Raw genomic sequence first — 13,062 nt, forward strand, 5'->3', positions numbered from 1 at the left:
TCACGCCTTGATTATCAATGGCCATGATAATGGCTACTGCCGCAATGAATTTTTACAGGCGGACCTATCGGCGTAAGTTTTGACCCAAGGCCCACGACGGGCCAACGTCAACCACCGAAGTCGAGGTCTGCCAGCATGAACTTCAATCTCTTCCCACTCATCGCCGCCTCCGCCATCTCCGCCTCCGTCGTTCTGCCAGCCCATGCCCAGGCGGAGCAGCACGCGAAGGCGTCGAGCACCAACAGCTACACCCAGAAGTACCTGCAACAAAGCGCGCATTTCCATGCCGCCTTGAGCAAGCACTCCAATTGAGTGTGTAAAGGCATTGGTAATAGCACAAAGCCATGTGATTTAATTTGACGCTAAATTTTTGACTCGCCAAAGGGGCAGAGCATGATGTGGCGTATCACGGCGGTTGTGCTGTTGTTGATGTCCGCGCCGATTCTGGCGCTCTGAGCGACACGCTGTCTCACTTGGCCATCACGGCCTTGAACAGCGCCGATTCCAGCCAGACCTGCAACCAGCTCCGCAGCCGCGGATAAGCCGCCTCGGCGAACCATTGCGGTTCGACCCCGGCAAACTGGCGCATCAAGGGCAGCAAGGCGGCGTCGGCCAGGCACGGGTGGTCGGCCAACAGCCAAGGCCGGTTTTCGAGCAGGCTTTCCAGCTCGGCCAGCCAGGGTTCGGACTGTGCCCGGTAGTGGGCCCGGGAATGCTCGGGATAGCGCTCGGCATATTTGTACAGGTTCACCTGCGCCTTGAACGTGCTGTCGTTGCGGGCGATCAGCGCTTCGGCCTGGCGCGCCGCCGCCGGGTCGGCCAGCAGGCGCCAGTCATCGGGGTCGTGCCGGTCGAGCGCCCAGCGCATGATGTCGATGCTTTCCTCCAGTACGCCATTCCCGCTATCGAGCACCGGCACCGTGCCCTTGGGCGACAGTGCCAGCAGTGCGGCGGGCTTTTCCTTCATATTTACCTCGACCACCTGCACCTCGCACCCGGCGTAGCGCAGCGCCAGGCGTGCGCGCATGGCCCAGGGGCAGCGGCGGAACGAGTAGAGGATCACCCGCACACCTCGACATCGCTCAGGCCGTTGCCCTGGCGGCGCACCTTGATCTGCACCGGAATGCGCTCGTGCATCTCCTGCACGTGGGAGATTACCGCCACCTTGCGGCCCTGGGCCTGCAGGCCATCAAGGGCGTCCATGGCCAGTTGCAGCGACTCGGGGTCGAGGCTGCCGAAACCTTCGTCGATGAACAGCGATTCGATGCGCAGGGTGCTCGAGGCCATCGACGCCAGGCCCAGAGCCAGGGCCAGTGAGACCAGGAAGGTTTCGCCACCCGACAGCGAGTGCACCGAGCGCAGCTCGTCGCCCATCTCGGTGTCCAGCACCAGCAGGCCCAGGGCGCTGCCGCCACGCTTGAGGCGGTAGCGTTTGGCCAACTGGCGCAGCTGGCTGTTGGCGTGGTGCAGCAGCAGGTCGAGGTTGTAGCCCTGGGCGATCTTGCGGAACACATCGCCGGAGGCTGAGCCGATCAGCGCATTCAGCCGCGCCCAGCGCTGCCATTGCTGGTAAGCCTGCTCGATCTGCTCGGCCAGGGCCTGGCTGGCGTGCTGGCGGCGCTGGTCGTCGGCCTGGCGCGCGCGTAGCTCGGCGCAGCATTGTTCTTGAACAGCCAGCTGCTGCTGGAGCTCGCTTAGCGCTTGCTCCAGCTCTTCCACCGGCAACTCGCCGTGGGCCTGGCTGGCATGCTGCTGCAGGCGTTGTTCACGCTCCTGAAGCAGCACGCGGCCCTGCTCGATGGACTTCTCCGCGGTTTGCAGGTGCTGACGCAGTTCACCGAGCTGGGCATCGTCGATGGCCAGCAGGCGGTCAAGGCCGGCATCGTCCAGCTCAGGATGAGCGCTGCGCCAATGAGCGATCTCGCCCTGTAACTGCTGATGCTCCTGCTCCAGTGCCTGTTGGCGCTGCTGGTTGGCCTTGAGGTCGGCGGCCAGCTGCACGCTTTGGGTGTGCAGCGCTTGCAGATGCTGGACGCTGTCGGCCTCGGCGGTCCGTGCCTGTTCCAGCAGGGAGTCCATGTGCTGTTGCCAGGCTTCGGCGCTGGGCTGTTCACCGAGCAGCTCGCTCAGGGTGGCTCGGGCCTGCTGGTGTTGCTCGTCCAGCACGGCGAGTTTCTGTTGCAGTTGCTGCTGCCCTTGCAGGCGTGCCTGTTGCTGGTCGCGCAGCTTGTCGAGCTGGACTTGACGGGCCTGTTGCTCTTCCTGCTCGTCCTTGCGCAGGTCGAGCTGCTGACGGCGCTGGGCGATCTGCTGGTCGAGGCTGATGAAAGCGTTGGACGGGTCGTCGCGCAGGGCCTGGAGAATATCCTGGGGCAGCACGCTGCCCAAGCCGTCGAGGCTTTGTTCCAATTGCTGGGCGTCGGCGGCCAGGGCCTGGTGTTGCTGGTCGAGGTGACGCTGCGCCTGTTGCTGGGCTTCGCCTGCGGTCTGCAATTGCTGGGTGAGGCGCGCGGCATCCTTTTGCAAGGTGAGCAGGGCGCCCTGGCGTTTCTCGTCGCGCTCGATTTCCTCGCCGAGTCGACGTAACTGGCCATCGAGCCACTTGCCGCGGGCAGCGTCGTCCTGCGGGGCAAGTGCCGGCCACAGGGCGTGGGCCTGGACCTGTTCGATCACAGGTTGCAACTGCTCGCCGAGCTGCTGCTGCTGTTGCTGGTAATCCTTGAGCTGGGCATTGACCACGCCCAGTTCGGTGCGCAGTTCCACCAGCTTGCCATTGAGCTGCTCGACTTGCTTGTGCGCCGCCTCTTCCTCGGCCTGGTCGTGCCGACCAAGGCTGTGCAACAGCGCTTCGGGCTGGTGGAACGGGTGTTCGGCGCTACCGCAGACCGGGCAAGGCTCGCCGTCGCGCAGTTGTGCGCGCAGCTCCTCGACGCTGGTGTTGCGCGCCAGGCGCTGGCGTTCGAGCAATTGACGGGTGAGGGTCAGCGCTTGCTCTGCGCTTTCCAGCTCGGCCTTGGCCGCGGTGCCTTCGCCGATCAGTTGCTGGCGCCGCTGCATGGCTTGCTGCTGGCGTTCACGCAGGGCGGCGAGGGCCTGGCGCAGTTCCTGCTCGCGGCCATGCAGGCGGCTCAGCTCTTCGACGGCGCGCTGTTGCTTGCGGTTGTCCTGAAGCATGGCGCCGAGCAGATCGACCTGCTCGGCCAACGCATGGGGTTCGGCACCGGCTTCGCGGAACAGCAGTTCGAAATGCTCGCGTTGCGCTTGCAGTTGGGCGTTGGCTTGGCTGGCCTGGGCCTGCAGCCCGGGCAGCTCTTCGCGGCCCTTGGCCAGGCGGCCGCCGATCAGCATGACCTGCTTGAGTTGCGGCAGATAGGCCTGCCAGGCGTCGGCGAGGCCGCCCAGGTGCTGGCTTTCGGCCAGGGCGGCATCGATCTGCGACAACTGCTGCTGGCTGCGCTGCTGATGGTCTTCCAGCTGTTGCAGTTGCTGCTGTCCTGCGCTGGCCTCCTGCTCGGCCTGGTTACAGGCTTCGCGCTGCGCGGCGAGGTCTTTGTCCAGACGTGCGATGTCACCTTGAGCGGCGAAGGCCTGGCGCAGGCGCGGTGCATTGTCGCCTTGCAGGGCTTGCTGCCGGGCCAGGTGCTGGCGGGCTGCCTCGAGGGCCTGCTGCTGTGTGTCGATATTTTGCTGCAGATCGCTTTGCTGGCGTTGTTGCTGGTCGATATCCGCCTGCACCGGGGCCAGTTGCGCGGCCAGGTGCTGTTGGCGATGGAATTGGTGGCGCTGGGGCGCCAGGCGCTCCAGGCGTTGCAGGTCGACGCGCTGCTCGGCCAGTTGCTGCCACGCCTGCTCGGCGGCTTGCAGGGCAGTGCCGGCCTCATGGTGCTGGATTTGCAGGCGCTGCTGTTCTTCGAACCAGGTGCGCTGTTGCTCGAGCAGGCGCTGGCGCGCCTGCTCGGCCTTGAACTGTTGCTGGGCCTGTTCCAGTTCCTGGTCGAGGGTGGCGCGGGCTTCGGCGTCCATCGGCAGCAGGTGCTCGGCCTGTCTCTTCAGGTCGTTGTGAACCTCGCCGGTTTCCCGAGCCTTGGTGAACGCGCGCTGGCCGAGGCGGGTGTAGATCGCCGTATTGGTGAGCTTTTCCAGCAACTCGCTGCGCTCACGGTCGTCGGCCTTGAGGAACGCGCCGAACTCGCTCTGGGCGAGCATCACTGCACGTGTGAACTGCTCGAAGTTCAGGCCCAGGCGAGCCTCGACCAGTTGCTTGTATTCGTTCTTGCCACTACCCAGCAACTGCTCGCTGTCCAGGTCGTAGAGGCTCTGGCGGCTGTTCTGCAGCTTGCCGGTGGCTTTCTCGCGGGCGCGGTTGGCTTCCCAGCGGGCACGGTAGCGGCAGCCGTCGATGCCGATGAAATCCACTTCGGCAAAGCCGCTGCCGGTACCTCGGCGTAGCAGGTTGCGTGGATCGGAGGTGGGGATCTCGCCGTCGGCATCCGGCACCTTGGCTTCCCGGGCGATATCGTTCAGCCGTGGCACGTTGCCGAACAGGGCCAGGCACAGGGCGTCGAGCAACGTACTCTTGCCGGCTCCGGTCGGCCCGGTGATGGCGAACAAGCCGGCGCTGGCCAGGGGCTCGGCGGTGAAGTCGATGTCGAGGGGGCCGGCAAGGGAGGCCAGGTTCTTCAGGCGGATGGCGAGAATCTTCATGGTCGTTCCTCTTCTTGCAGCACGTCCTGCAACAGCTCGGCAAAGTCGGCCAGGGCCTGTTCGTCGACGGGGTTGCCGTACTGTTGCTGCCAGGCACGGCTGAACAGGTCCTGCGGGGTCAGCTGGGCCAGTTCGACAAAGGCTTGTTCATCCTCATCCTGGCGCCCGGCGCCGGCATACTCGGCGCTGATGCGCACCAGGCGCACAGCCTTGCCCTGCAGGGCTGTCTCGATCTGCTGGCGCAGGTCGGGCTGCGGCTCGTCCAGGCTTACCCGCACCTCCAGCCAGGGTTGGCGGTTGGGGTCCTCGAGCAGGTCGATCACCGGCAACTGCCCCAGTTGTTCGAGCAACTCGCCCAGCGGTGCCGGGCCGACCCGCTGCAGGGCCACGGCACGCGGCACCGGGCGCGGCTCGACACTGACCAGTTCGGTGCCCTCCAGCTCCACTTCCAGCACCTGGTGCGGGTAGTTGATCTCGGCGAACGACAGCGGGATCGGCGCGCCGCTGTAGCGGATGCGATCCTCGCGGTTGACCTTCTGCGGCTTGTGCAGATGACCCAGGGCGACATAGCTGATGGCCTTGTCGAACAGCCGCGCTGGCAGCGCCTCGGCATTGCCGATGATCAGGCTGCGTTCGGAGTCTTCCGAGATGCTGCCGCCGGCCATGTGCGCATGGCTGATGGCGACCAGCGCCTGGCCCTTCTTGCGTTTCTTCTGCGCCGCCGCGATCAACTGCTCGTGGACCTGGGTGATGCCCTGCAGGTAGTCGTCACCCAGCGCCGGCCCGGTGACTTCGGCGGGACGCAGGAAGGGCAGGGCCAGGCACCAGGCGCCGACCTTGCCGCGGGCGTTGGTCAGCGGGATCAGCAGGCGCTCGGCGTCCAGCTGGCCTTCGTCGAGCCAGTGCACGCGGCCCAGGGCGTGGGTGCGCAGGCGCCGCATCAGTGGCGCCGGCAGCTCGATGCGCGAGCCGGAGTCGTGGTTGCCAGCGATCATCACGATATCCAGCTTGGGCTGTTGCTCGTGGGCCTGGACGATGAAGTCGTAGAGGCGCTCCTGGGCTTTGACCGGCGGATTGACGGTGTCGAAGATGTCGCCTGCGATCAGCAGCGCGTCGGGCTGGCGCAAGCGCAACTGGCCGAGCAGCCAGTCGAGGAAGCAGGCGTGTTCGAAGTCGCGTTCCTGGCCGTGCAGGCTCTGGCCCAGGTGCCAGTCGGAGGTGTGAAACAGACGCATGGAAGATCCGTAGGGTAAGCGGCAGGGGGCGTTTGGATTCGGGCGGTATGGTAACCCATCGCGGACTTGTGGGAGCGGGCTTGGCCCGCGATGAGGCTACTTGGGATACAGCGGTGGCAGGCTACTGGCCTCACCCGTTGGCGCCAGCACCTGCTCGGCCGGCGGTATGGCACCGATCGCCCGCCACAGCTCGTCGCCATGCCAATACTGGCCGCTCTCGCTGTACAACGCACCGTTCAACCCATCCAGCGCATCGGACAACGGCACGAAACGCGCCGCCATCTCGGCCAGGGTTTCCGGCTGCTGCCGCGCCCAGGCGTCCAGCGCCTGGCGGGTGGCCTGCGGGTCGTTGGCCTGGCAGGCGCGCTTGAGGTCGTCGAGCAGCGTGCGTGGGCTCGGGCCAGTCTGCGCCGCCCGCAGTACCGCCGGTTGCGAACGGGCGCGCCACCACAGGGTGAAACCGAGCAGGGTAGTCAGCGCCAGCACCAACGTCGCCAGTTGCCAGGGCCAGAGCAGGCCTGGGGCCATGTTGCTGTCGCCGGCCGGGGTGTCGGCGCTGAGCGCCGGATTGTCCTGCACGTTCAGGGTGCGTGCCGGCAGGCTGCTGTGCTCCAGGTGGTCCTCGCGGGTGTTCCACCAGGTCACCTCCAGCGCCGCCAAGGCCAGTTCGCCGCTGTGGGTCGGCACCAGCGCCTCGCGTTCCTCGCGGTTGGCGACCATGCCGCGCTCGCCGATCTCGTTGCGCAGCAACGGCTGGTCGGGGTAGCGGCGCAGGCCGATTGCCTCGGTGGCCGGCAACGGCGGCAGCTGGGTGCTTGAAAGGCCTTCGGCGCGCACGCTGATGTTGCGGGTCAACGAGTCGCCGATCTGCGTCGGCTGGCTGTTCGGGTCGGGGTTCCAGTGTTCTTCAAGGGTCAGGCTGCGTGCCGGCAGCCAGGGGCGGTCGGCCGGGTAGCCGGCCGGGATGGGCTTTACCGTCAGGCGCAACGGCAGCGAACTGACCTGCACCTGGCGGCCGACCCTTGGCGTGCCGGCGGGTTGCTCGCCATTGTCGGCTGCGGTGGCGGTGAAGCGCAGCGGCGGCACGTCAAGGTTGCCGCTTTGCTGGGGGTAGATGGCGTAGCGGGTCTCGATCACCCCATGGCGCACGCCGTTGATCTCTTTCTCGTAGGTGCGCGACTCGCCCAGCGGGTCGACCTTGGCGTTCTCCAGTTGCAGCGGGCTGAGGTTGCTGTCGTCGTACAGCGCCACCGAATGGTAGATGCGCAGGGTCAGCACGGCCTGGGCCTGGACATAGACCTCGCTGCTGTCCAGGTTGGCCTCGACGAACACTTGCGACGCTGCGTCCGGGCGCTGGCTGTCAGCCTGCTGTACCTGCAGCTCGATGGCCTGGCTGCGCGACTGGCCCAGCTGCAGCTCGGGGATGCGCAGGCTGCCGCTGCGCCGGGGCAGCAGGGTGATGATCCAGCGGGTGCTGGCGCGGGTCTCGCCGTCCAGGGTATGCAGGCTGTTGAGTTGGCGCGTGCCACGGACCTCGAAGTCGGGCTCGAGGGTGCGCAGGTCGGGCTTGCCGAACTGGGTCACGTCCTGGCTCTCGAGGGTGAGCTCCAGGGTTTCGCCGGCTTCCAGGCGGGTACGGTCGACGCTGGCCTGCAGGGTCGGTTCGGCCTGGGCCGCGAGGCTCCACAACAGGCCTAGGAGAAAGACGCCGAAGCGACTCATCGTGGGGTTTCCTGATGCAATTGCTGTTCATACCAGAATTTGCGCCGCAGCAGTTCCGCCGGATTATCGGGGATCTCCCGCAACCATTGTTCCAGGGCCTGGCGCTGTTCGGCGTCGAGGCTGGTGGAGAGCGGCCGCTGGGGCGGCTGGGTGATGCTGTCTTCATCGCCGCCGGCAGTGCCGGACGGAGCCTGGGAGTTGCCCTGGCTGTCACCGTTCTGCTGGCCTTGTGCCGGGTTGTCGCTGTCCGGCGAGCCCTGGGCCTGGCTGCTGGTCGAGCTGCTGTTGCCTTCGGTCTCGTTGCCAGGCGTGTCCCGGGCATCGGCATTGTTCGGCTGTTCCTCGGCCTTGGCCTGGCGCTGTTGCAACAATTGCTGGACCAGCGCCTGGTTGTCCAGCGCCGCTTTCAGGTCGGGTTGGCGCTCCAGTGCTTGTTCGTAAGCGTCCAGCGCCGCTTCCAGTTCGCCGGCGCGGGCCAGGGCGTTACCTCGATTGTAGTGGGCGGCTGCCGTGCCGGCCTGGGCGAACGCGGCGGCGGCGCCTTCGAAGTCGCCGGCCTGGTACAGGGCCATGCCGCGCCACTGGCTGTCGGCGAAGTGCCGGGCGGCCTCGGCGGGGCGTTGCCGTTCCAGCAGGCGCTGGCCTTGCTGGTCGGGGCGCAGCCACAGGTCGTTGAACTCGAAGGCCTGGCTTGGCTGCGGCAGGGCCAGCAGCAACGGCAGGCAGAACAGCCAGCCACGTCGACCGGCGCAGGCGGCGAGCAGCAGCAAGGGCAGCAATAGCCAGTAGCCCTGGTCGGCCCAGCTGTCCAGTTGCAGGGTCTGGCCATCGTTGTGCAGCAAGCGTGGGTTGTCGAACAGGCCGAGGCCGCGCAGGTCGAGGTCGTCGATGCGGGCATGGCGATAGCGCCCGCCGGTCGAGCCGATGAAGGACTTCAGCGAGGCGCTGTCCAGGCGCGGCAAAAGGATGCCGCCCTGGTCGTCCTTGAGGTACTCGCCATTGGCCTGGCGCACTGGCGCGCCCTCGGCGCTGCCGACGCCCAGCATCAGCAGGCTCGGGCCCTGGCGGCCAAGGGCCTGGCGTATGCCTTCGCGCTCAAGCTCGCTCAGCGACGCGCCGATCAGCAGCAGGCGGCCTTGGCCCAGGCCGCTCTGGGCCAGCAGGGCCAGGCCCTTGCGCACGGCCAGGTCGGCGCGCTGGCCGGGCTGCGGCATGATTGTCGGGTCGACGGCCTCGAGCAGGTTGCGCGTGGTGCCGAGGTCATCGGACAACGGCACCAGGGTGTGGGCGCTGCCGGCATAGACGATCAACGCGGTCTGGCTGTCGCGACGGTGATCGAGCAGGTCGAGGACCTTGCGTCTGGCCTGCTCCAGGCGGTTCGGCGCGCTGTCCTCGGCGAGCATCTGCGGCGTCAGTTCGAGCAGGATCACCAGCGGGTCGGCCGGGCGCTGGCGCGTTTCCTCGAGGCGTTGCCAGCTGGGGCCGAGCAGGGCCAGGACGATCAGCAGCCAGGCCACGCCCAGGGCGATCCACGGCAGCTTGCTGGTGCTGCCGCTGCCGCCGCCGAGCAGTACCGCGTGAAACGGCTGCGGCAGGATCAACTGCCAGCGTCCGGCGCGTTTGCGCCGGTGCCAGAGCTTGAACAGCAGCCAGCCAAGCAGTGGCAGTACCAGCAGCCAGAGCGGGCGCAGCCATTGCGGCCAGAGTTCGATCATCGCCGCCTCCTCAGGCGCAGGCGTTTGAGGCGCTGTCGCCATTCCGGGTGGGGCTGCAGGAAGCGCGGTTTGCGCAGCAGGCGTTGCAGCAGGTTGTCCGGCCACTGCACGGCCACCACCAGCAGCACGCTGAGCAGCAGCGCCAGGGCCAGTGGCCAGGCGTACAGCTCATGGGCGGTGCGGGCCTGGGTCGGCTGCTGGGCCACTGGCTCGAGCTGGTCCAGGGTGTCGCCGATGGCACCCAGTTCGGCGCCGTCGTGGGCGCGGAAGTAGCTGCCGTGCGTGATTTCGGCGATCTCCCTGAGCGCGGCTTCGTCCAGGTCCAGGCTTGGGTTCAGCCCCAGCAGCCCCGGTGTGCCGCTGGCCTCGGGGTTGGCGCCGATGCCAATGGTGTAGATGCGCACGCCTTCCTGGGCCGCCAGGCGGGCGGCAGTCAGCGGGTGGATCTGCCCGCCGTTGTTGGCGCCGTCGGTGATCAGGATCAGCACCCGGCTCTGCGCCGGGCGCTGGCGCAGGCGTTTGACGGCCAGGCCAATGGCGTCGCCGATGGCGGTGTTCTTGCCGGCGATGCCGATCTGCGCTTCGTCGAGGAAGGTGCGCACGGTGCGTCGGTCGAAGGTCAGCGGGGCCTGCAGGTAGGCCTGGCTGCCGAACAGGATCAGGCCGACGCGGTCGCCCTGGCGGTCCTGCAGGAAGTCGCCCATCAGTGCCTTGACCAGGTCCAGGCGGCTGATCTCGTCGTCCTTCCACTGCATGTCGGGGTAGTCCATCGAGCCCGACACGTCCACCGCTACCAGCAGGTCGCGACCGCTGGCCGAGACCGGTACCGGGTCGCCCAGCCATTGCGGGCGCGCCGCGGCCAGCAACAGCAGCAACCAGATCAGGATGAACGGTGCCTGCTGGCGCCAGGTTGGCAGGTTCAGGCGGGCACGGCGCCCGGCCAGGCCCTCGAGCTCGTCAAGGAAGCCGACCTTGAGCACCGGTTCGCCGCTGTCGGCTGCCGGCAGCAGCAGGCGCGCCAGCCAGGGCAGCGGCAACAGCAGGAAGATCCACGGCCAGGCCAGTTCAAACATGCTTGCGGATCCAGGTTTCGACCGCCTGGGCGAGCCCAGCGATGGCCTTGTCGTCGAGCTTGCACTCGGGCTTGTAGGCGCCTTCGACCAGCACCATCCAGCGGGTCAGGCCGGCGGCCGGGCAGCGGTTGTCGAGAAACGCCAGCCATTGCCGGCCATTGAGGGTATGGCTGTTGGCCCCCGGGTAGTGATTACGGCACAGACGTTTGAGCAGGGCGTTGATCTGCTGCAGCCAGGCCCCGGCGGGCGCCCCGTCATAGGGACGCGGCAGGCGCGCCAGTTCGGCCAGGGCCTCGACACGGATCGGGTCCAGCGGCAGTTCGGCGCGCACCACCTTGCGCTTGCCCGGGCGCCAGTGGCGCAGGCGCCAGGCGCCCCAGCCGAGCAGGGGCAGCATGGCCAGCAGCAGCCACCAGCCGGGCGCGGGCGGCCACAGGCCGATGGCGGGTGGCGCGATCAGCGGCTGCAGCTGGTCCAGCGGGTTCATTTCGCGCCTCCCAGGCGCTGTGCATTCAGGTACTCACGCAACTGCTCGATCATCTCGCTCTGGGTGCTCAGCGGCATCAGCACCACGCGCAGTTTCTGCGCCAGCAGCTCCCAGCGCTCGATGCGCGCCTCGGCCTGCTGGCGGTAGGCCTGGCGCAGGTTGGCGTCGAGGGTGTCGAGCTCCAGCTGCGCGCCGCGCTGGGCGAAGCGCAGCAGGCCGGCGGCGGGCAGGGCGTGGTCGAGCGGGTCACTGACCGGCATCAAAAGCACGTCGCAGTGGCGCGAGAGCATGGCCAGGTGCTGCTCGACGCTGGCGCTGAGGGCGCGTTCGTCGCAGATGACGATGGCCAGGCTGCCCGGGCGCAGTACCTCTCGCGCCCGGCGCAGGGCAAGGCCCAGGCTGTCGGCCTGGGGCTGGGCCTCGGTGTGCAGGGCCTGGTTGATCTTGGCCAGGCGGTTGAGCAGTTGCAGCAGGCTCTGCTTGCTGCGCCTGGGCTTGACCTCATGGTGCTCGTTGTCGCCGAACACCAGCCCGCCGATACGGTCGTTGTGGCCCAGCGCGGCCCAGCCGAACAGGGCAGCGGCCTGGGCGGCCAGCACCGACTTGAACATCAATCCGGAGCCGAAGAATAGCCGCTGGCTCTGCTCGACCATGATGAAGATCGGCCGTTCGCGCTCTTCATGGAACAGCTTGGTGTGCGGCTCCTGGGTGCGCGCGGTGACGCGCCAGTCGATGTTGCGCACATCGTCGCCGGCCTGGTAGACCCGCACCTGGTCGAAGTCCACCCCGCGGCCACGCAGTTTCGAGTGGTGCAGGCCCACCAGCGGGCTGCGTTGGCCGGGCCGGGAGAACAGCTGGATCTCGCGCACGCGGTGGCGCATGTCGATCAGGTCGGCCAGGCCGATGCGGATGCCGGGTTCGGCCAGCTGCGTGGTGGACATGGGGTCAGGCGACGGCGACGACGTCGAGGATGCGCTGGACCACGCGGTCCTGGTCGACCCCCGCCGCCTCGGCCTCGAACGACAGGATGATGCGGTGGCGCAGCACGTCGAACAGCACCGCCTGGATATCCTCGGGGCTGACGAAGTCGCGCCCGGCCAGCCAGGCGTGGGCGCGGGCGCAGCGGTCGAGGGCGATCGAGCCACGGGGGCTGGCGCCGTAGGCGATCCAGTCGGCCAGTTCGCTGTCGAACTTGGCCGGTGTGCGGGTGGCCATGACCAGTTGCACCAGGTATTCCTCTACCGCGTCGGCCATGTACAGGCCGAGGATTTCCTTGCGCGCGGCGAAGATCGCCTGCTGGCTGACCCGCCGCTCGGGCTTCACCTCGCCGCCCAGGGCCTCGCCCCGCGCTTGCAGGAGGATGCGCCGCTCGACGGCGGCATCGGGGAAGCCGATCTTCACGTGCATCAGGAAACGGTCGAGCTGGGCTTCGGGCAGCGGGTAGGTGCCTTCCTGCTCGATCGGGTTCTGCGTGGCCATCACCAGGAACAGCGGCGACAGCTCGTAGGTACTGCGCCCGACGCTGACCTGGCGCTCGGCCATGGCCTCGAGCAGGGCCGACTGCACCTTGGCGGGTGCGCGGTTGATTTCGTCGGCCAGCACCAGGTTGTGGAAGATCGGGCCTTGCTGGAACACGAAGCTGCCGGTTTCCGGGCGGTAGATCTCGGTGCCGGTGATGTCGGCCGGGAGCAGGTCGGGGGTGAACTGAATGCGATGGAACTGGGCCTCGATACCCTCGGCGAGCTCCTTGATGGCCTTGGTCTTGGCCAGGCCCGGGGCCCCCTCGACCAGCATGTGGCCGTCGGCCAGGAGCACGATCAGCAAGCGCTCGACCAGTTTTTCCTGGCCGAGGATCTGGGAAGAGAGAAAGGTGCGCAGCGCGATCAGCGCCTCACGGTGTTCCATCGTTGACGGTTCCTGGGGATGGGCCCTGGCGCGCTGGGAGCGGATGCCGGGCGAGGGGTGATACTTTAATCCATCCGGGGGGGCGGGGACCAATGGGGGTTTGCAAAAAACGTGTAAAGGATGGGTTGGGGGAGCAAGACTGTCCCGATCCCGATCCCGATCCCGATCCCGATCCCGATCCCGATCCCGATCTTGCCGTTGCTCTTGCTTCTAAGCGCGCA

General features: G+C 67.4%; 10 protein-coding genes. 1 reads left to right on the plus strand and 9 read right to left on the minus strand.

The features are described from left to right. Window positions 1–135: 135 nt before the first annotated feature. Complete coding sequence (locus ACQ4OD_RS25805) at window positions 136–312, plus strand: hypothetical protein (protein ID WP_177486000.1); 177 nt, start codon at window positions 136–138, stop codon at window positions 310–312. A gap of 157 nt (window positions 313–469) precedes the next feature. On the opposite strand, the gene ACQ4OD_RS25810 is transcribed toward ACQ4OD_RS25805, so the two are convergent. The 9 genes from ACQ4OD_RS25810 to ACQ4OD_RS25850 form a co-directional block, all read right to left on the minus strand. Next, window positions 470–1,063: a glutathione S-transferase gene (locus ACQ4OD_RS25810; protein WP_198755831.1), complete on the minus strand. Its 594-nt coding sequence runs from the start codon at window positions 1,061–1,063 to the stop codon at window positions 470–472. Next, on the minus strand, window positions 1,060–4,704 hold the full coding sequence (locus tag ACQ4OD_RS25815) for an AAA family ATPase (RefSeq protein WP_430945179.1): 3,645 nt from the start codon (window positions 4,702–4,704) through the stop codon (window positions 1,060–1,062). The genes ACQ4OD_RS25810 and ACQ4OD_RS25815 overlap by 4 nt, the downstream gene beginning before the upstream one ends. Further along, window positions 4,701–5,939, minus strand: coding sequence for an exonuclease SbcCD subunit D C-terminal domain-containing protein (locus tag ACQ4OD_RS25820; protein WP_430945180.1), 1,239 nt, complete (start codon window positions 5,937–5,939; stop codon window positions 4,701–4,703). The genes ACQ4OD_RS25815 and ACQ4OD_RS25820 overlap by 4 nt, the downstream gene beginning before the upstream one ends. Before the next feature lie 96 nt (window positions 5,940–6,035). After that, complete coding sequence (locus tag ACQ4OD_RS25825) at window positions 6,036–7,661, minus strand: BatD family protein (protein WP_430945181.1); 1,626 nt, start codon at window positions 7,659–7,661, stop codon at window positions 6,036–6,038. Next, window positions 7,658–9,376: a vWA domain-containing protein gene (locus ACQ4OD_RS25830; protein WP_198755835.1), complete on the minus strand. Its 1,719-nt coding sequence runs from the start codon at window positions 9,374–9,376 to the stop codon at window positions 7,658–7,660. Before ACQ4OD_RS25830 ends, ACQ4OD_RS25825 begins: the two co-directional genes overlap by 4 nt. Then, window positions 9,373–10,449, minus strand: coding sequence for a vWA domain-containing protein (locus ACQ4OD_RS25835; RefSeq protein ID WP_102685378.1), 1,077 nt, complete (start codon window positions 10,447–10,449; stop codon window positions 9,373–9,375). The genes ACQ4OD_RS25830 and ACQ4OD_RS25835 overlap by 4 nt, the downstream gene beginning before the upstream one ends. Further along, a complete protein-coding gene (locus tag ACQ4OD_RS25840; protein WP_046854739.1) occupies window positions 10,442–10,936 on the minus strand; it encodes a DUF4381 domain-containing protein in 495 nt (164 codons plus the stop codon). The genes ACQ4OD_RS25835 and ACQ4OD_RS25840 overlap by 8 nt, the downstream gene beginning before the upstream one ends. Then, window positions 10,933–11,877 (minus strand): DUF58 domain-containing protein, encoded by a 945-nt coding sequence (locus ACQ4OD_RS25845; RefSeq protein ID WP_198755836.1) that lies wholly within the window; start codon window positions 11,875–11,877, stop codon window positions 10,933–10,935. Before ACQ4OD_RS25845 ends, ACQ4OD_RS25840 begins: the two co-directional genes overlap by 4 nt. 4 nt (window positions 11,878–11,881) lie before the next feature. Continuing rightward, window positions 11,882–12,841 carry an AAA family ATPase gene (locus tag ACQ4OD_RS25850; RefSeq protein WP_011532987.1) on the minus strand — a complete coding sequence of 320 codons (960 nt, stop codon included), beginning with the start codon at window positions 12,839–12,841 and terminating at the stop codon, window positions 11,882–11,884. Window positions 12,842–13,062 lie beyond the last annotated feature (221 nt).

The sequence above is a fragment of the Pseudomonas sp. WC1 genome, from assembly GCF_050586565.1.
In the GTDB taxonomy this organism is placed as follows: domain Bacteria; phylum Pseudomonadota; class Gammaproteobacteria; order Pseudomonadales; family Pseudomonadaceae; genus Aquipseudomonas.

Bases quoted from the DNA above. Each gene is read 5' to 3' on its own strand.
- ACQ4OD_RS25805 (WP_177486000.1), top strand. From the start codon at position 136: ATGAACTTCAATCTCTTCCCACTCATCGCCGCCTCCGCCATCTCCGCC.
- ACQ4OD_RS25815 (WP_430945179.1), bottom strand. From the start codon at position 4,704: ATGAAGATTCTCGCCATCCGCCTGAAGAACCTGGCCTCCCTTGCCGGC.
- ACQ4OD_RS25820 (WP_430945180.1), bottom strand. From the start codon at position 5,939: ATGCGTCTGTTTCACACCTCCGACTGGCACCTGGGCCAGAGCCTGCAC.
- ACQ4OD_RS25825 (WP_430945181.1), bottom strand. From the start codon at position 7,661: ATGAGTCGCTTCGGCGTCTTTCTCCTAGGCCTGTTGTGGAGCCTCGCG.
- ACQ4OD_RS25830 (WP_198755835.1), bottom strand. From the start codon at position 9,376: ATGATCGAACTCTGGCCGCAATGGCTGCGCCCGCTCTGGCTGCTGGTA.
- ACQ4OD_RS25835 (WP_102685378.1), bottom strand. From the start codon at position 10,449: ATGTTTGAACTGGCCTGGCCGTGGATCTTCCTGCTGTTGCCGCTGCCC.
- ACQ4OD_RS25840 (WP_046854739.1), bottom strand. From the start codon at position 10,936: ATGAACCCGCTGGACCAGCTGCAGCCGCTGATCGCGCCACCCGCCATC.
- ACQ4OD_RS25845 (WP_198755836.1), bottom strand. From the start codon at position 11,877: ATGTCCACCACGCAGCTGGCCGAACCCGGCATCCGCATCGGCCTGGCC.
- ACQ4OD_RS25850 (WP_011532987.1), bottom strand. From the start codon at position 12,841: ATGGAACACCGTGAGGCGCTGATCGCGCTGCGCACCTTTCTCTCTTCC.